This window comes from Clostridium sp. YIM B02551 (assembly GCF_022324735.1).
GTDB lineage: Bacteria > Bacillota > Clostridia > Clostridiales > Clostridiaceae > Clostridium_T > Clostridium_T paridis.
This window is the reverse complement of sequence record NZ_JAKGTF010000006.1, coordinates 14,329-32,821: the sequence shown is the minus strand read 5'-3', so window position 1 is coordinate 32,821 and position 18,493 is coordinate 14,329. Positions and strand designations below refer to the sequence as shown.

The 18,493-nt window shown below is 30.0% G+C and carries 15 protein-coding genes and 1 other annotated feature (1 of these 16 cut by a window edge); of the genes, 3 read left to right on the top strand and 12 right to left on the bottom strand.

What is annotated here, in order from left to right; all coding sequences use genetic code 11:
- Nucleotides 1–111: 111 nt before the first annotated feature.
- The gene (aspD, locus tag L1S47_RS08360) at nucleotides 112–1,749 is read left to right on the top strand and encodes an aspartate 4-decarboxylase (protein ID WP_238883158.1); all 1,638 of its coding nucleotides are present in this window, start codon (nucleotides 112–114) and stop codon (nucleotides 1,747–1,749) included.
- A gap of 50 nt (nucleotides 1,750–1,799) precedes the next feature.
- On the opposite strand, the gene L1S47_RS08355 is transcribed toward aspD, so the two are convergent.
- The 7 genes from L1S47_RS08355 to L1S47_RS08325 all read right to left on the bottom strand — a co-directional run bounded on the left by L1S47_RS08355 (nucleotide 1,800) and on the right by L1S47_RS08325 (nucleotide 10,362).
- On the bottom strand, nucleotides 1,800–4,757 hold the full coding sequence (locus L1S47_RS08355; protein ID WP_238883157.1) for an ABC transporter substrate binding protein: 2,958 nt from the start codon (nucleotides 4,755–4,757) through the stop codon (nucleotides 1,800–1,802).
- 219 nt (nucleotides 4,758–4,976) lie between these two features.
- Complete coding sequence (locus L1S47_RS08350) at nucleotides 4,977–5,708, bottom strand: ABC transporter permease (RefSeq protein ID WP_238883156.1); 732 nt, start codon at nucleotides 5,706–5,708, stop codon at nucleotides 4,977–4,979.
- Nucleotides 5,701–6,471 carry an ABC transporter ATP-binding protein gene (locus L1S47_RS08345; RefSeq protein ID WP_238883155.1) on the bottom strand — a complete coding sequence of 257 codons (771 nt, stop codon included), beginning with the start codon at nucleotides 6,469–6,471 and terminating at the stop codon, nucleotides 5,701–5,703. Before L1S47_RS08345 ends, L1S47_RS08350 begins: the two co-directional genes overlap by 8 nt.
- Before the next feature lie 42 nt (nucleotides 6,472–6,513).
- The gene (locus L1S47_RS08340; RefSeq protein ID WP_202768235.1) at nucleotides 6,514–7,461 is read right to left on the bottom strand and encodes an ABC transporter substrate-binding protein; all 948 of its coding nucleotides are present in this window, start codon (nucleotides 7,459–7,461) and stop codon (nucleotides 6,514–6,516) included.
- A 1-nt stretch (nucleotide 7,462) separates the two neighbouring features.
- On the bottom strand, nucleotides 7,463–8,038 hold the full coding sequence (locus tag L1S47_RS08335) for a UbiX family flavin prenyltransferase (RefSeq protein WP_202768234.1): 576 nt from the start codon (nucleotides 8,036–8,038) through the stop codon (nucleotides 7,463–7,465).
- A gap of 19 nt (nucleotides 8,039–8,057) precedes the next feature.
- The gene (locus L1S47_RS08330; RefSeq protein ID WP_238883154.1) at nucleotides 8,058–8,969 is read right to left on the bottom strand and encodes a 4-hydroxybenzoate octaprenyltransferase; all 912 of its coding nucleotides are present in this window, start codon (nucleotides 8,967–8,969) and stop codon (nucleotides 8,058–8,060) included.
- Entirely contained in the window at nucleotides 8,917–10,362 is a 1,446-nt protein-coding gene (locus L1S47_RS08325; protein WP_202768232.1) for a menaquinone biosynthesis decarboxylase, read from the bottom strand. Before L1S47_RS08325 ends, L1S47_RS08330 begins: the two co-directional genes overlap by 53 nt.
- 224 nt (nucleotides 10,363–10,586) lie before the next feature.
- Between L1S47_RS08325 and L1S47_RS08320 the strand changes: the two genes are divergently transcribed.
- Nucleotides 10,587–10,901, top strand: coding sequence for a hypothetical protein (locus L1S47_RS08320; RefSeq protein WP_238883153.1), 315 nt, complete (start codon nucleotides 10,587–10,589; stop codon nucleotides 10,899–10,901).
- Between the two features lie 52 nt (nucleotides 10,902–10,953).
- Here L1S47_RS08320 and cax read toward each other — a convergent pair whose 3' ends face one another.
- Entirely contained in the window at nucleotides 10,954–11,997 is a 1,044-nt protein-coding gene (cax, locus tag L1S47_RS08315) for a calcium/proton exchanger (protein ID WP_238883152.1), read from the bottom strand.
- Between the two features lie 63 nt (nucleotides 11,998–12,060).
- Nucleotides 12,061–12,330: a hypothetical protein gene (locus L1S47_RS08310; RefSeq protein ID WP_238883151.1), complete on the bottom strand. Its 270-nt coding sequence runs from the start codon at nucleotides 12,328–12,330 to the stop codon at nucleotides 12,061–12,063.
- Nucleotides 12,331–12,779: 449 nt separating this feature from the next.
- Here L1S47_RS08310 and L1S47_RS08305 point away from each other — a divergent pair, with 449 nt between their 5' ends.
- The gene (locus L1S47_RS08305; RefSeq protein WP_238883150.1) at nucleotides 12,780–15,365 is read left to right on the top strand and encodes an EAL domain-containing protein; all 2,586 of its coding nucleotides are present in this window, start codon (nucleotides 12,780–12,782) and stop codon (nucleotides 15,363–15,365) included.
- Nucleotides 15,366–15,481: 116 nt separating this feature from the next.
- Here the strand turns inward: L1S47_RS08305 and L1S47_RS08300 are convergent, their stop codons facing one another.
- The 3 genes from L1S47_RS08300 to L1S47_RS08290 all read right to left on the bottom strand — a co-directional run bounded on the left by L1S47_RS08300 (nucleotide 15,482) and on the right by L1S47_RS08290 (nucleotide 18,334).
- A complete protein-coding gene (locus L1S47_RS08300; protein ID WP_238883149.1) occupies nucleotides 15,482–16,624 on the bottom strand; it encodes a glycerate kinase in 1,143 nt (380 codons plus the stop codon).
- Between the two features lie 64 nt (nucleotides 16,625–16,688).
- Nucleotides 16,689–17,858, bottom strand: a complete 1,170-nt coding sequence (locus L1S47_RS08295; RefSeq protein ID WP_238883148.1) for an aminotransferase class I/II-fold pyridoxal phosphate-dependent enzyme — start codon at nucleotides 17,856–17,858, stop codon at nucleotides 16,689–16,691.
- On the bottom strand, nucleotides 17,855–18,334 hold the full coding sequence (locus L1S47_RS08290) for an Lrp/AsnC family transcriptional regulator (RefSeq protein ID WP_202768225.1): 480 nt from the start codon (nucleotides 18,332–18,334) through the stop codon (nucleotides 17,855–17,857). Before L1S47_RS08290 ends, L1S47_RS08295 begins: the two co-directional genes overlap by 4 nt.
- Nucleotides 18,335–18,396: 62 nt before the next feature.
- Nucleotides 18,397–18,493: a binding site (T-box leader), on the bottom strand (it continues 154 nt past the right edge of the window).

Below are 18,493 nucleotides of genomic sequence, written 5' to 3'. Positions count from 1 at the left end.
TAGGGACGGTTAACATTTTTATTCAAAATAAATGTTAACCGTCCCTAAGAATTTTTAATTTAAAATAGCAGATAATAAACATATATTTTTTCGCATTTGGAGGATTATATTATGGAAACAGTTAATATTCAAAGAAAAGAAATTGAAAAAATCTATGGGAAAGTCAGTCCATTTGAATTTAAAGATAAATTAATTGCACTTGCTAATGGGCCAAAGAAAAAAATTGCTCATACTTTATTAGATGCAGGCAGAGGGAATCCAAATTGGATATCCTCTACTCCTAGGGAAGCATTTTTTACCTTTGGTAATTTTGCTATTGAAGAATGTAAAAGAACTTGGCAAGATAATGATTTAGCTGGAATGCCACAAAGGAAAGGTATATGTGAGCGTTTAAGAAAATATATTAACGAAAATAATAATTTACCTGGAATTAAACTTTTAGAAAATATAATAGATTATGGCGTGAAACGTGAAGGTTTTTCTGAGGATGATTGGGTTTTCGAGCTTACTGATGGTATAATTGGAGACAATTATCCTAGTCCAGATAGAATGCTCACTCATATTGAAAAAATCATACATGAATATCTCGTTCAGGAAATGTGTTACAATAAACCACCTGCTGGTACATTTAAAATTTTTGGAGTTGAAGGGGCAACTGCTGCAATGTGTTATATATTTGATTCATTGATTGCAAATGAATTATTATCTAGAGGTGATACTATAGCACTAATGGTCCCTATATTTACTCCTTATTTAGAAATTCCTCTCCTTCCTAGGTATGATTTTAAAATAGAATACATAAAAGCCACTGCAACCACAAGAGATGGTACACATACATGGCAATACCCTAAATCAGAATTAAATAAACTTTCGAATAAATCAATTAAAGCTTTATTTGTAGTCAATCCAAGTAATCCGCCATCCGTCGCTATTAATCCTGAATCAGTTAATTATATTAAAGAAATAGTAACACGAGATAATCCTAACTTAATGATAATTTCTGATGATGTTTATGGAACTTTCGTAGATAATTTTCGTTCCTTAATGGCTGATCTTCCTTACAATACGATAGGTGTTTATTCATTTTCTAAATACTTTGGAGTTACAGGCTGGCGCTTAGGAACAATTGCTCTTCATGAAGATAATGTATTTGATCAATTAATAAAAAACTTGCCCGAGGAAATTAAGAAAGAATTAAATATAAGATATAGTGCACTTTCTACAAATCCTTCTGATATCCCCTTTATAGATAGAATTGTTGCTGATAGCAGACAGGTAGCACTCAATCATACAGCTGGACTTTCTACTCCTCAACAAGTTCAAATGGCTTTCTTTTGTATTTTTGCATTAAATGATAAAGAAAACAGATATAAAAACTTAACTAAAAATATTTGTAGAAAAAGGCAAAAACTTCTGTTTAAAAGCCTTGGATTAGATCTTAGGGAAGACCCATATGATGCGGCATATTATACTGAATTTGATTTACTTGAGTGGGCTTCATATAATTATGGAAAAGAATTTGCTAATTATTTAGAAAAGAATCACAAACCAGTTGATATACTCTTTAGACTTGCAGAAGAGTCCTCAATAGTTTTATTAAGCGGAAGTGGTTTCCAAGGGCCAGAATGGTCAATACGTATTTCTTTAGCTAATCTAAGCGATGAGTCTTATTCTAAAATCGGGAAGGTACTTCACGATATTCTTGACGAATTAGCTTCAAACTGGAATTTAGATATAGATAATAATTAAATAAAAAAGATGGTTAACAACTACTAATACTTGTTAACCATCTTTATTTCTTATTTATACCTATCCATTAACTCTTGAATTTTACAAAGTTCAATTGGTTTAGAAATATAGTAGCCTTGAATATAATCGCATTTATTTTGAGTTAAATAATCATATTGTTCTTTTACTTCTACCCCTTCTGCTACAACCTTAAGTCCCATTTGATGTGCTAATTTAATAATTGTTCCCACAATACTTGAATCACCATCTTGATAATTCTTATTCTCGATTATTTCGTCAATAAAGACTTTATCAATTTTTAGTACATCAAAATTCATATCCTTTAGGTAAGTTAAAGATGAATAACCTTTACCAAAGTCGTCTAAATCTATCCTTACTCCCATTTTTTTCAGTTCTTCAATTTTATAGATATTAGTATCTATAGATTCCATAAGTACGGACTCGGTTATTTCAATATGTATAGTTCTAGGATCAATGTTCTTCTCTAATATTATTGCTTTAAACATAGGTATAAAATCTTCTTGTACTAACTGAATTACAGATACGTTTATTGAAACATCTATTTCATCATAGCCCATAAAATGCATGGTTTTCAAAAACTCACAAGCTTTCTCTATAACCCACTTACCTATTGGAACAATTAATCCTGTTTTTTCAGCCAGTGGTATAAACTTCAAAGGTGAAATAAAACCTTCACTTGGACTGTTCCACCTAATTAATGCTTCAAACCCTTGAATTTTGTCACTACTTAAACAAAATTTGGGTTGAAAATTCAAAGTAAACTCATTGTTTACCAAGGCCTGTCTCATTAAATTCTCTAAAACTACCATCTCAGTAATATCATCATTCATCCACTGTTCAAAAAACACAAATTTCCTTTTGCCGTACTCTTTAGCTTTATACATTGCTGTATCTGCATTCTTAAGCAAATCTTCAAAATTATCCCCATCTGTTGGGTATAATGCAATTCCAAAACTAGCTGATGTAGAAATAGCAACTTCATTAATTAATATCTTTTTATTAAATCTATTTATTATCTCTTCCAATATATTCTCAACATAACTATTTTCTTTTATATTAGTTAGTAAAATTAAGAATTCGTCTCCTCCAAGTCTTCCTACTACACCTTTTTCATTGATAATATTTTTTAAGATATTTGCCACCTGAATAATAAGTTCGTCTCCTAAAGTGTGTCCAAATGAATCATTAACATTTTTAAAATTATCTAAATCCATAAATATTAATGCACTTTTATTTTTTGTATCTTTTATCTTATTAGCCACTTGGATTTCAAAATTGCTTCTATTCACTAAACCTGTCAAACTATCATAATACGCCATTCGTCTAATCTGTTCTTCTTGAACTTTTTTGTCATGAATATCAGAATGCGATCCAGCAATTCTATATGTAATACCATTTGCATCCTTAACACCTTTTCCACGACCGTGAATCCATTTATAATTTCCTTCATTATCCATAATCCTAAAATCATTAGCAAATACTTCGCAGGAGCCGTCGGTAATATCCTCAATACACTTCTTTGCCTTATCATAATCCTCTGGGTGTATTAATTTGTACCAATCTTCCATATCCTTTACCTTTTCTTTTGGTAATCCAAAAATCTCATACCATCTATCCGAAAAAAATCTTTCATTTGTCTTTAAATCAATTTCCCATAATCCATCATTACTAGTTTCAAAAACAAGTCTATACATTTCCTCGGTTTTCTCAATAATTTCTTTATTTTCTTCCAATTCAATATACTGAGCTCTAAGTTCTTCATCAGAAGTTGCTAATTCTTCATATAAGTCAGATAATTCTTGATTGCTTTGAATAAGTTCCTTTTCTGCCTTCCTTCTGCTTAATATATTGATTATTAGAAAAGTAATTAACATTAGAAGTAATAAAATTATAGCTAATACTGTCCACACTAAAACCCTATAACTTTCATAAAATGAAAAAGGTTTGTTAATAACTATGCTGTTTTCTGGTAGTTGTCCGTCAGATATTTTATATTTTTGCATTACACTATAATCAAAAATATTTTTAGAGTCTACCTTATCATAAATGGGTATTTCATTTATGGACTTTCCTTTTAAAATATCCAGAACCATTAAAGCAGCTCTACTTCCATGGTCTTCTCCATTAAGCAAACTGCCACCTAATGTTCCATAACCTTTTGTCATACCATAAACTTGAAAAAGAGGCTTGTCTAATATATTGCTTATTTTTTTAGTCATATCTTCAATCTGAACGGTTTTTCCAGTAACGTCTCTAGAAAATGTAGTCATAATAAATATGCTATCATCAGTATTCTTAGGCAAATCTTCCTCTAGACTACCTATCCTTATTTTATCTAAAGAAATAACCTGTAAATTTTTATTTAGCTCTTTAATTGACTGATTTATTTCACTTACTGATGAAATCCCACTTTCTGTATCATCATGAATTACATATACCTTCTTTGTTCCAGGATAAATCTTAAGCGCAGCACTTAATGTTCCTTTAGTATCTATCCTCTCCAAAGCACCAGTTATATTATTATAGTTCCTTAGTATCAAATTTGCTGAATATCCGTATACTCCACAAAATACTATAGGAACATTTCCAGTGATATCATCTCTGTTCTTTAATGCAAAATCTAATGCTGCATCGTCAGTAGTAATAATTAGATCTATTTTTTTATTTGAGTATTTATATTTTAATTGATTCTTGATATTTTCTATATTCTCATCATACGGATAGTTTTTCCAATCCATATATTCAACATTAGTTTTAATATTCATGTTTGAATTATTTAGTGTTTTAAAAATTCCCGAAGTTTCTTCTTTAGTCCATGTAAATGTACTATCATAGGAATTAATTAATAAGACATTATATTCTCTTTCAGCTGCATATGTTTTGTTATGAAAATAAGTGGAATTAAGTAGTAAAAAAACCGCAAAGAAAATACATATGTAAACCTTTAAAAAACTTCTTTTTTTATTTCCCCTTACTACGTTTCTCAAATTTATATCACCCCTAATTTTCATAAAATCATATAGGGTTTTAAGTTCAACTAATAACTTATTCGTTCCTAAAAATGTCCAGAATCAGACATTTTCAAACAAGAATAAGTTAAGTTTCATAAAAAAAACCTATATATAATTAATTATATTATAGGTAATTTTCTTTGTCTATTTTTATTAAAAATAATTATTATTTAGTAGTTATTCACCAAATTTTCCCTAATTCCATCTACATAGTTTAGTTTGAAGAGCATCTATTAAAATAAATAATAGGCATCCAATTAAACTTATTATCATTATTCCTGCATACATTGATATATAGTCAATCCTTGTCCATGCATCAAGTATATAATAACCTATTCCATAATGAGTCCCATATGCTTCTGAAAAGAATAACACTGAAAGTGCAGTTCCTACTGATAGCCTTAGATTTGTAAATAAATCTGGTAATATAGCTGGTAGTGTAACATGCATCAATATTTGAGACTTAGATGCACCTAAACTTCTTAGTGGCACATAAATTTCCTGGGAAATCTTTGTTATAGAATCTCTAACTGTTACAATTACTTGAAAAACAACAATTAAAACTATGAGTACTATTTTAGATGAATCTCCTAAACCAAGCAAAAGCATTACAACTGGTAATAATGCTGTTTTAGGAATTGGATACGAAAAATACACAAATGGATTTAATATCTTATTCCACTTTTCTGAATATGACATAAGTATCCCAATAGGTATTCCTATTAGCAATGAAACTCCAAGTCCAAGTAAAATTCTATACATGCTCATTAATATATGCTTAAAGAAATCTTGGTCGTATAAATTCCCTATATTTTTATATACTTCTAATGGATTTGGCAAAACTTGCATGTTTATTATTAATGCCATAACATACCATAGAATATTAAACATTATAAAACCTTTAATGAATGTTATTAGCTTATTCATGACTATTTACCCTCCACCCATTTTTTATGATGCTTCTTATATAAGTAGATAATTTATAGTATTCCTCTTTCTCCCTTATATCCTTTTGATTAAAAAGCGGGTTATTTATTATTTCAATAACCTTACCAGGTCCTTCAGACATAATAAGTATCTTATTGCCAATTGCTATAGCCTCATCAATATTATGTGTAACAAATATCGTAATAGGTTTATATTCTTCCCATACTTCAATGAATAAACTCTGGGCTTCTTCTCTAGTTAATGCATCTAAGGCTGAAAAAGGTTCATCCATTAATAGAAGATCCGGGTTCATAATTAATGCTCTAGCAATAGCTACTCTTTGTTTTTGCCCTCCACTTAATTCATTAGGGTATCTATCTTTTAAATCTAATATATTGAGTCTTGTTAATACAGAAGTTATCTTTTTATTTAATTCTGCTTTCTCTCCTTTTATCTTAAGAGATAATAGGCAATTCTTTTCAACTGTTTTCCATGGTAAAAGCCCATAACTTTGAGGTATAAAGCCTATGGAATGTCTTTTAGGGCTCAATTGTTTACCATCTAGCAAAATCTCTCCTGTATGTCCATTAATTACACCGCTTAAGAGGTGAAGCAAGGTTGACTTTCCGCAGCCAGAGGGCCCAATAACAGCATAAATGTCTTTTGAATCTATATTTAGGCTAATAGGTCCAAGGGCTGGGAAATCATTCCCAGCCTTATCTCTTGAACTATATTTAAATGATACTTCTTTAATCTCTAACATACTATACCTCCAGAGTAACTCTCTAAGAGCTTCATATCATATTTATTTAATTCCAACATCACTTACTAAATCACTAGCTTTTAGACTCTTTTTGCTCAATCCTTTATCTTCTACCCATTTAATTACTGTTTCTAAATCCTTATCATCTGGAAGAACATTTTCTCTATACTTTGGTAATACAATTTTTCCTGACATTTCTTTTGGATATCCAACAGTATCTATAACGGTTTTTTCATATTCACTAATTGGTGTTGAATTTATATACTTAACAGCATCATTATATGCCTTATAGAAATTTTTAATTTCTTTTGACTTGCTATCAATAGCTTTTTGTGTAAATGCTGAAACTGATGAGAATATATTGGCATCCATAGCACTTCCAAGTTTTACTCCACCATCATTTAAAGCTAATGTAGAGAATGGTTCAGGAAGTAGCGCAGCATCAATTTTTCCTTCTTTAAGCATTTCGTATCTTGTTGGTATTGCAGGTACTGCAGTTTTATTTACTGTACTAATATCTATAGAATTTTTCTCAAGAAGCTTGTCTAACGTATATTCCATACATGTTTTTTCAGAGATTGCTACGCTTTTACCTTTTAAATCTCCATAAGATTTAATATTTGATTTTGCGCCAGCAATTAATACAAAGTTACCATCAGTTACTCCAGTTATTTTAACATCAAAATTTGCATTTTGATAAAGATTAACTGCAACTTCATCACAAATAACTCCATCTAATGTACCAGCTTGTAATGCTGCATCTCTATCTTTAGAGTTCTTAAACACTTGAATATCAACATTTACTCCTTCTTTTTTATAATAATCTTTTTCCTTTGCAATAAACATTGGTACCGCATCTATTGAACTCATTACTCCAATTGTTAAAGTAGTTTTATCTTCTTCTTTTTCTTTTTTATTACATGAAATTAATGTTGCACCCATTAATGTAGTTACAAGTGCAACTCCTATTATTTTTTTAAATTTTAGCATTTTAATTCCCCCATTTTTTAAATAAATCATTTTCAATTGAAAGATAATCTAATATTTTACCTATAACAAAATTCACTAAATCCTCTAGTGTTTCAGGTTTATGATAAAATCCTGGCATAGCTGGAAGTATTGTAGCTCCCATTTTCGAAAGCTTTAACATATTTTCCAGATGGATAGTATTAAATGGTGTTTCTCTCGGTACAATTATTAAATTTCTTCTTTCTTTTAGGGCAACATCAGCTGCTCTAGCTATTAAATTCTTAGATATTCCATTACTAATTTCACCTAATGTTCCCATTGAACAAGGTATTATTATAACTCCATCTAACTTATAAGAGCCACTTGCTACATTCGAAAACATATTGTTTATATCTTCTAACTGTATATTTTTATATTTTTCTTTTAAAGAATATACCCAACTTTCCAAATTAATGGAAGTTTCATATTCCATTACTTTTTTTCCATTATCTGATGCAACTATGTAAACAAAAATATCCTTTTGAACTAATTCCTCAATCAGTCTTTTGGCATATAAGCTTCCACTAGCACCAGTTATTCCTATAAGTACTTTCTTCATTTATCTTCCTCCAAATTCCTTAAATAAAGAAATCTATTAAGCCAAATATCAATAATACTATACTTACAATTTGATTAATTCCGTAAGATGCTATTGTAACTTGAGATAAATTATCTGGTGAAATAATCTTATGCTCTACAAAGAAAAGCACTCCAATAATAGCTAATCCAACAAAATAAATAATTCCTAAGCTTGAGCTTAATAGCCCAACAATAACTAAAAATATCATTGCTAGAACATGAAAAAATGATGATATTACAAGAGAATTTTTCACACCAAACCTTGCAGGTATTGAATTTAATCCATTATTAGTATCAAACTCATAGTCTTGGGCTCCATAAATTATGTCAAATCCTGCTACCCATAAAGTATTTGCTGCTCCCATAAATAAAGGCAGTAAAGAAATACTTCCTGTAACTGCTATCCATGCTCCAACTGGAGCCGCAGCACATGTAACCCCTAATACCAAATGACACATCCAAGTAAATCTCTTAGTATAGGAATATATTGTCATTAAGAACAGTGCTATTGGAGATAATATTAGACATAATAAATTTAACTGTGCTGCTGCAAAAACCATAACTAAAAAACAAACAATCGAAAATACTATAACTTCTCTTTTATTCATCTTTCCTTGTGGAATTTGTCTTACTGACGTTCTTGGATTCTTTTTATCTATTTCAGCATCGATTACTCTATTAATTGCATTTGCGCCTGTTCTTGCCCCTAAAAATGCAACAAGTATCCATATTAGTTTATTAATTGGAGGCATCCCATTCCCAGCAAGTAACATGGAAATCAATGCAAAGGAAAGAGAAAATATCGTATGTGAAAACATGACTAAAATACCATAATCATGTGCTTTCTTAATTACTTTATTAAAAACCATATTCTTTCCACCTTCTAGATACAAGTTCTTTAACTTCATCATTCATTTCTATATCATCTGGCCATTCTCTTGCATGACCCTCACTTTTCCACTTTTTAGTTGCATCTATACCCATTCTATATCCATAGTGTGGTAAATCTGATGCATGATCTAAAGCATCAAGCGGACCTTCTGATATTACTACATCTCTTTTTGCATCAATATTATTAAATACCTTCCATGCTACAGTAGAGATATCTTGCGGACTTACATTTTCATCCACAACAATTATCATTTTTGTATACATCATTTGCCCAATTCCCCACAAAGAATTCATTATTTTCTTTGCATGTCCTGGATATCTTTTCTTTATAGACACAATTACACAATTATGAAATACTCCTTCAAGTGGAAAATTAATATCAATAATATCAGGATACTGCATTTTTAATAAGGGTAAGAATATTCTCTCTGTTGCTTTCCCCATATAACAATCTTCCATAGGAGGCTTTCCAACAATTGTAGCTGGATATATCGCTTTTTTCTTGTGTGTTATGCATGTTACATGAAAAACTGGATAATAATCTGCTAGAGAATAATAACCTGTATGATCTCCAAATGGACCTTCTAATCTAAGATCTTCATTTACATCAACATATCCTTCTATTACAAATTCAGCATCAGCTGGTACATAAATATCATTAGTAATAGATTTAACTAGTTTTACTGGAGACTTTCTTAAAAATCCTGCAAACATCATTTCATCTATCATCTTTGGTAATGGCGCAGTTGCTGAGTATGTGATTGCAGGATCACATCCTAATGCTACTGATACAGGCATCTTGCCACCTTTTAATTTATATTTTTCATATATTTCTCTTCCATCTTTGTGTAAATGCCAATGCATCCCAGTAGTATTTTTATCAAAAACTTGAAGTCTATACATTCCTACATTTTGTGTTTCAGTTTCAGGGTCTTTGGTAAAAACTAAAGGCAATGTTACAAATCTTCCTGCATCTTGCGGCCAACAATGTAATATTGGCAACGTGCTCAAATCTGGATCCATTTCTATTACCTCTTGGCATGCGCCTTTAGTAGGTAATTTTATAGGAAATACCGTAGCTAATCTTGTAAGTCTTGGTAGTGACTTAAATTTATTCATAAGTCCTAAGTAATTTGTCATATCAATAAATTCAGATATATCATTACCTATGTCATCTAATTTTTCAACGCCAAGTGACATAGCCATTCTCTCATAAGTTCCCATGGCATTAATTAATACTGGATATTTCGAATTTTTAACATTCTCAAATAACAGTGCTGGTCCATATTCTTTAGATACCCTATCAGCTATTTCTGTTATTTCTAAATAAGAATCTACTTCTGTGGATATTCTTTTTAGTTCATTATTATTTTCTAAGTGATTCACAAAATTATGTAAATCTTTGTAAGCCATAATTCCACTCCTTCATATGTCAAAATTTAAATCTACAAAAGATTATAACACTATTTTTTTTAAAATTATAGCATAACTCGATTATTTATATTGGTTTTGTATAATTCTAGAAATTACTTTGTCATAATATGTACTTTTAGGTATTATAAATTTCAAAAAGGTAATACTACTTTTTAAGCATAATAATCCATAATATGCAATTTTGAATCAATTGGAGGATAAAGATGGATACATTAGAAACCTTAGTATGCAAAGAATGTAATGGAACAGAATTTAAGTTAAAAAGAAGAGCAACCTATGAATATACCTATGATATAACCTCTTCTTCTGATTTAATGAATTCATATATAAAATCTAGGGAATCATCATTTCTATTTGATAATAGAGAAAACTTAAGTGAAACAGATTATTTAATATGTAATAAGTGCAATTGTAAATACACTGTTGATTTACGTAAAATAGACAACAAAATCAATCTTACAATAGTAAAAAAAGCTATAACTTCCGAGAATAAGGAAATTCCTGAATTCTTAGGATAAATTAAACGGTTCGCAACTAGATTAACAAAATCAGTTACGAACCGTTCTATATTTAAATTATAAAGAATGATGCTCCTATTATAAAATAAACAGCTAGAAGCTGAACTCCTTCTAACCAGTTTGACTCTCCGTCACTTGCTACTCTATTCGCTATAAGCACGGATACCACGAGAGAAATCAATTCAAATTCATTAAATATTATACTCATTGGAGTAAATAGTAGACTTAAGAATATTAATACAGGTGCAACAAATAGTATAATCTGTAAACTAGATCCTATTGCAATCTCTATTGATACATCCATCTTATTTTTGATAGCCATTACTACAGCTGTACTATGCTCAGCTGCATTTCCAATAATAGGTATTAATATTATTCCTACAAAGAATGTGCTTAAGCCTAGCGCTTCAGTCATAGGTTCAACTGCACTAACTAAAAATTCACTTTCTATAGCTATTAACACAGTTGCTGCAATTAATACAAAAATAGATTTCTTTAACGACCAATTTGCTTCTCTTTGCTCTTCATCATTTAATACATAAAGATCTTTATGTGTAAAAAAGTTAAAATATAAACTAAATAGATAAATAATTATCATAATAACGGCAACTGCCACACTCAATCCTTCATATTGAGTATTTAACAACTCTGATTTTAATGTATGTGTGAAAATTGCAGGGATACTAAGCCCAATAACTGCAAATAGCAACATACTTGAAGATACTTCCACAATTTTTTTATTAAACGTTTGAGTTTTAAATTTTAATCCACCTGCAAGCATACTTGCTCCAAGTACTAATAGTATATTTCCTATAACGGAACCAGCAATTGAAGCTTTAACAACATCAAACAGTCCCTCTTTTAATGCAAAAAATGATATAATGAGTTCTGTTGCATTTCCAAATGTCGCGTTTAGAAATCCTCCTAGTTTCGGCCCTGTGTAGTACGATATTTCTTCTGTTGCCTCACCCATTAACCCTGCTAATGGTACTATAGCTAACGCCGCCAATATAAACATTATTGTAGGAGAAAAGTGTAAAAACTCCCCAACTATACTTATTGGTATAAATATTAATAACAACTTCATAAATTTCATATACTTACCTCCACATAATTAATTATGTTTCAAAATTAAAAAGGGTCGAATTATCTATGTAACTCAATCCTTAAAATCAATTTCTTCAATCATAAATCTATCAAAATCAATTTCTTCAATAAAATTATCATCATTAAAACTTGTCTTGCTTCTCTTATTATACTCATCAAGATTGCTAGGCAGCCAATAAGGTTTAGCTATATCGAACTTATAGCAAAGTTCGTTTATGCATACTTTCAAGTTCTCTTGATATGTTCCCTCTATATCTGAAATAGCTACCTCATCTTTAATAATCCTATTTTCCTTAATTACTTTTCCCCATATTTTTAACATCTTAAGTTTACCTCCAATAGCCATTTCTTTTTTATTATATACAATCTAGCATAAGAATATTTCACATCCACTCTATCATTTCTATATCATACCATTTTTTAATTATATTATGAAGATATTAAAATTATAAATTTACAAATAAATCAATGATCTTAATATCTTATAAATCAATATAAATTTATTTTATAAAAGTATATACTATTGTATAATAATAAGTAGTACCCAATAACTTGAATTTTATTGATATTGAATACTGTATATTATATAATTTTATTATTTGCAACTATTATTTACTAAAAATTAATAACTACTGAGATCCACATTTAATTTTAAATATAGTTTTAAACTACATTTTTTTAAGTTCAACCAATAATTTATTCGTGCCTGATATCAAACAAGGATAAATTAAGTTTCCCATATAAAAAACCATATAATTAAGGAGATAAATAATGAACTGGTTTTATAATTTAAAAATTAAGAAAAAGCTTACTTTATCATTTATAATTGTAGCCCTATTTAGTGGGATCGTAGGTTTTATAGGAATAAGAAACATTGGTAAGTTAAATGAAAATTCTAATGATTTATATAAAAGAAACTTTCAAGCTATGAAAAATATTTCTGCTATAAAATCAAATTTGATACAAATTAATTTTGATATATATAAAATCATAAATGAAAAAGACAAAGGTACATATGTTAACTTAAGGAACGAAATTGAATATTTAAAAAATCAAGATGATTCTCTTCTAAATGATTATTCGCAAACCATCTCCGAAGTTAAGGATCAAGAACTTTTTAATGAATTTACCTTAATCTTAAAAGATTATAGAAACTACAGAAAGGATCTATTTAATTATTTGGATGAAGGCAATTATGATGAGGCTTCTAAGACATACTCCAAGTTAAATGCACTTAGCAATAATATAATTAAAAACACAGATGATTATATACAATTTAATTTAGATTTAGCAAAAGAATCTCAAGCCGAAAATGAGAATTTATATATGAGTACACTTATTTCTACAATTTTTTTTGGTATATCAGGTTTAATTATTGCTATTATCTTAGGAATTCATATAGCTTCAGTCATCTCTGAACAATTAAAGAAGTTAGTATCTTTTGCAAAATCAATTACAGAGGGGAATTTAGATCATAATATTGATATAAAAACTAAGGATGAAATTGGACTACTAGCCGACTCTTTAAACAAAGCTGGTGCTGCAAGAAGGGAATACGAGTTAGATTTAACAAGCAACTACGAAGAACTTGAAGCTTCCTATGAAGAAATAACTGCTCTTGAGGAAGAATTAAGAGAAAAATATGATGAGCTTGCTATTAGTGAAGAAAACTTAAAGGAAAGCGAAAAACTCTACAAACTAATTTCTGAAGCTTCATCTGATGCTTTATTTGACTGGAGAGTTAATGATAACACCATGCACTTTTCTGATAGATGGTTCGAGCTCTTAGGCTATTCTAGAGATGAATTTAATTCTATTAACATTAAAGAACTAATACACGTAGAAGATACTTCAAGCATAGATACTATAATCAAAGATCATTGGGCTAGAAAAACAGACTCCTATACAATTGAATATAGAATTAAAACTAAATCTGGCTCTTACATCTGGATGATTTCTACTGGTAAAACAATTTACGATAAAAATGGTGATCCTTATAGAGTTGTGGCATCACATAAAGATATATCTGAACTAAAAGAATACCAACACAAGCTAGAATATATGGCTTATCATGATTTCTTAACTGATCTTCCTAATAGACAGTATTTATATCGAGTCGTAAATGAATCATTAGAGCTAGAAAGTTCAAACAACTCAGAAATAGAAAGTGCACTTATATTTTTAGATATAGATAATTTTAAATATATAAATGATACATTAGGTCATAGTTTTGGTGATATATTAATCAGTGCTATTGGTGACAGATTAATGAGAACTTTAGGTGATGAAGATACATTAATACGCCTAGGTGGAGATGAATTCATCATATTTATGAAAGATATACCTAGTCATGAACACGTAAAAGACTTCTCCGAATCTATCCTTAATATCTTTAGTGAACCTTTTAATTTAAATAATAATCTAGTCCAAATCACAACAAGCTTAGGTATATCACTTTTCCCTAAGGATGGTTTAGATTTAGATGAATTGTTAACAAAGTCAGATATAGCAATGTATAACTCAAAGAAATTAGGTAAGAACAACTATACATTTTACAATGATGGCATGAATAAAGAAGTTGTCGGACGAATGAAAATAGAAAGACATTTAAGAGATGCCATTAATAGAAATGAGTTTTATCTACATTATCAACCACAAGTTAATTTAAAAACTAATAAAATATCTAGTTTTGAAGCTCTAATTCGATGGAACAACCCTGAACTTGGTTTTGTTTCTCCTCTAGATTTTATTAGCATCGCTGAAGAGAATCATAAAATAATCGAAATAGGTACTTGGGTATTAAAAACTGCTTGTGAATTTATTAAAGAAATCTATACAAATCATAATAGTGATTGTTATATTTCAGTTAATGTTTCTGTTATTCAGTTAATGCAAAGTGATTTTATAGATACTGTTCTTAGAATATTAAATGAAACATCAGTTTCACCAGCACAACTAGAAATTGAAATAACTGAGTCAATATTTATAGAATCTTATGAATTAATAAATAGTAAATTAGAACAGCTTCGTGGAATGGGAGTAAAAATAGCCTTAGATGATTTTGGAAAAGGTTATTCTTCCCTTAGTTATTTAAAGCAACTACCTATAACAACCTTAAAAATAGATAAAAGTTTTATTGATGATATAATCATTTCCAATAAAAGTTCTTTAGTAGAGAATATAATAGATATAGGACACAAGATGGATTTGAATGTTGTTGCTGAGGGAGTTGAAACTCAAGACCAATTAAGATTTTTAGATAATTATAATTGTGATAAAATTCAAGGATACTATTTTAGTAGACCTGTTGAGAAAGAAGCTGCAATTCAATTAATTAATGAGGGTATAATTAGTTAAAATACAGGGTTTTAAGTTCAACTAATAACTTATCCATGCCTGATATCAAACAAGAATAAATTAAGTTTACTATAAAAAGTCGTTGTCTCAAAAGTAATTTTTGGACAACGACTTTTTTAGTTCTTTTTTACTGCTAATAACCTTGCTATATTTTCTGATTCTTTTCTTAGTGAATTGTATCCATCTAATAATGCTTCTTCTAATGTTTTAGGTTCATCAATAATTCCAAAAATTGCAGTCACTCCCATCTCATAGAGTTCTGAAATATAGTCACTAACTCTTCCTGCTTCTACAATAACAGGGATGTTATTTACTTTTGCCATTTTTGCTATTCCAGCTACAGTTTTTCCATACTTAGTCTGAGAATCAATACTTCCTTCTCCAGTGATTATATAATCAGCATTCTTTATTCTTTCTTCAAACTTGATATTTTCTAGCACTATATCTATTCCTTTTTTCATATTTCCTCCAATTAGCATAAATGCAGCTCCTAACCCTCCAGCTGCGCCAGCTTTGGGTATATTCCCAATATCAATACCTGCAGATGCTTTTATTTTATTAGAATAGTTTTTCATGCCTAACTCTAACTCTTGCATTATCTGAGTTGTTGCTCCCTTCTGTGGTCCAAATGTATAGGTAGCACCCTTCTCTCCTATTAATGGATTTTCAACATCACATGCAACTTCAATATTTACTTCATAAATTCTTTTATCTATTGAAGTAAAATCTATATTATTTACTTTAATTAATTCCTGTCCATATCCCTTTATAGTATTTCCTTCATTATCATAAACTTTGGCCCCTAATGCTACTAACATACCAAGGCCACCGTCATTTGTTGAAGATCCACCTAACCCAATAAGAATACGCTTAGCACCTTTATCTAATGCTTTTAGTATCATTTCACCTACTCCAAAACTCGTAGTATTTAAGGGATTTCTCTTTTCTAGGGGAACTAAAGCAAGACCACATGCAGCTGCTATTTCTATTACTGCTTTATCTTCTTCGTTTATATATCCAAATTTACTTTCTATTATATTTCCTAAAGGGCCTGTTATATTTGCATCAATAAATTCTCCATTAAGGGCATTTATGATTACTTCTGAAGTCCCCTCTCCCCCGTCAGCCATGGGAATAACCTCATAATCTGCTTCAGGAAATACTTTAATAAATCCTTCTTTTATTGCTTCTGCTGCATTAAAGGCATCTATGCTTTCTTTAAATGAATCTGGAGCAATAACTATCTTTAATTTTTTCACTTTTATCACCTTCTATTTGCAAATATAAGGACTACTGAGATATATCACAGTAATCCTTAAATAATTAACTATTATGCTTTTTAAGAAATCTTTCTATTCTACTTAATGCTTCCATAATATTGTCCATAGATGAAGCATAACATGCTCTAATGAATCCGTCTCCACAGTCACCAAATGCATTTCCTGGAACCACTAATACCTTTTCTTCCATAAGCAGCTTTTCACAAAATTCATCTGAAGACATTCCTGTGGATTTTATGCTTGGAAATACATAAAAAGCTCCTAATGGTTCAAAACATTCCAAGCCCATCTTTCTAAATCCATCAACTAATACCCGTCTTCTTCTATTATATTCCTTAACCATTTCCTCAACACTTGCATCTGAGTTCTTTAATGCTTCTATAGCAGCGTATTGAGCTGTTGTTGGTGAACACATTATAGCATATTGATGTATTTTCTTCATAGCATCAATTAATACCGGATGTCCACATATATACCCTAATCTCCAACCAGTCATAGCATAAGCCTTTGAAAATCCATTTATAACTAAAGTTTTTTCCTTCATTTCTGGGAAAGATGCTATTGAAACATGCTCATTTCCGTAAGATAATTCTGCATATATTTCATCTGAAATTACAATTATATCTTTATCCTTTAATACATCTACAATACCGGAGAGCTCTTCTCTTGTCATTATAGCCCCAGTTGGATTGTTAGGAAATGGTACTATTACTACTTTTGTTTTTGGTGTTATCGCTTTTTCTAATATTTCAGGAGTTAACTTAAATTCATCTTCTGCCCTTAAGTTTAACACTTTTGCTGTAGCTCCAGTAAAAGCAGTGCAACCCTTATATGCTACAAAACTTGGTTCAGGAACGATTACTTCATCTCCAGGACCAACTAATGCTCTTAACGCAATATCTATTCCTTCACTTCCTCCTACTGTAACTATAATTTCTTCTTTAGGATCATACTGCAGATTAAATCTTCTATTAAGGTATTTTGATATCTCATATCTTAACTCAATAAAACCAGCATTTGAAGAATAGTGTGTATGTCCTTGCTCAAGTGAATAAATACCTGCTTCCCTCACATTCCATGGGGTTACAAAATCCGGTTCCCCTACTCCTAATGAAATAACATCCTCCATTTCATTAATCAAATCAAAATATTTTCTTATACCAGATGGAGGCATATTTTTCACATTATCTAAAATCATATTTTCTAATATCATATAAATATTGCCTCCCTATCATCTATTTGTTTCTCCTTAAATATTGTTCCATGATCTTTATATTTTTTTAACACAAAGTGAGTTGCTGTACTTAATACGTACTCTTGCACAGCTAGCTTCTCTGAAACGAAAAGAGCAACTTCCTTCATAGTTTTTCCTTCAATTATAACTGTTAAATCGAAACCACCTGACATAAGGTAACAAGCTTTAACTTGTGGAAAATTATATATTCTTTCTGCAACCTTATCAAAGCCTTCACCTCTTTGTGGAGTAACCTTCACCTCTATTAATGCAGTGACTGTTTCCTTACCTGTATTTTCCCAATTAATTAATGTTGTATATCCAGCAATTATACTTCTTTCTTCAAAATCCCTAATGGCATCTCTAACCTCTTCTACAGATTTTCCTGCCATTGTGGCTATTTGTTCATCTGTGTACCTACTATTCTTCTCTAAAATTTCTAATATTTCTTCCATTCTAATGCCCCCTAATTTTTAATATTCTTTAATTTAGAAAATAAAAAAATCCTTCATCCCAATAAAGGGACGAAGGAATAACTCCGCGGTACCACCCTAATAAGCAATAAAATTGCTCACTCAGCTAGAATATATAAATATATTCCACCTCTATAACGT

Coding starts and splice junctions, on each gene's coding strand:
- L1S47_RS08345 (WP_238883155.1), bottom strand. CDS start 6,471: ATGTTAGAGATTAAAGAAGTATCATTTAAATATAGTTCAAGAGATAAG.
- cax (WP_238883152.1), bottom strand. CDS start 11,997: ATGAAATTTATGAAGTTGTTATTAATATTTATACCAATAAGTATAGTT.
- L1S47_RS08290 (WP_202768225.1), bottom strand. CDS start 18,334: ATGGAAGAAATATTAGAAATTTTAGAGAAGAATAGTAGGTACACAGAT.
- L1S47_RS08330 (WP_238883154.1), bottom strand. CDS start 8,969: ATGATGAAGTTAAAGAACTTGTATCTAGAAGGTGGAAAGAATATGGTT.
- aspD (WP_238883158.1), top strand. CDS start 112: ATGGAAACAGTTAATATTCAAAGAAAAGAAATTGAAAAAATCTATGGG.
- L1S47_RS08320 (WP_238883153.1), top strand. CDS start 10,587: ATGGATACATTAGAAACCTTAGTATGCAAAGAATGTAATGGAACAGAA.
- L1S47_RS08295 (WP_238883148.1), bottom strand. CDS start 17,858: ATGATATTAGAAAATATGATTTTAGATAATGTGAAAAATATGCCTCCA.
- L1S47_RS08350 (WP_238883156.1), bottom strand. CDS start 5,708: ATGAATAAGCTAATAACATTCATTAAAGGTTTTATAATGTTTAATATT.
- L1S47_RS08335 (WP_202768234.1), bottom strand. CDS start 8,038: ATGAAGAAAGTACTTATAGGAATAACTGGTGCTAGTGGAAGCTTATAT.
- L1S47_RS08325 (WP_202768232.1), bottom strand. CDS start 10,362: ATGGCTTACAAAGATTTACATAATTTTGTGAATCACTTAGAAAATAAT.
- L1S47_RS08305 (WP_238883150.1), top strand. CDS start 12,780: ATGAACTGGTTTTATAATTTAAAAATTAAGAAAAAGCTTACTTTATCA.
- L1S47_RS08340 (WP_202768235.1), bottom strand. CDS start 7,461: ATGCTAAAATTTAAAAAAATAATAGGAGTTGCACTTGTAACTACATTA.
- L1S47_RS08310 (WP_238883151.1), bottom strand. CDS start 12,330: ATGTTAAAAATATGGGGAAAAGTAATTAAGGAAAATAGGATTATTAAA.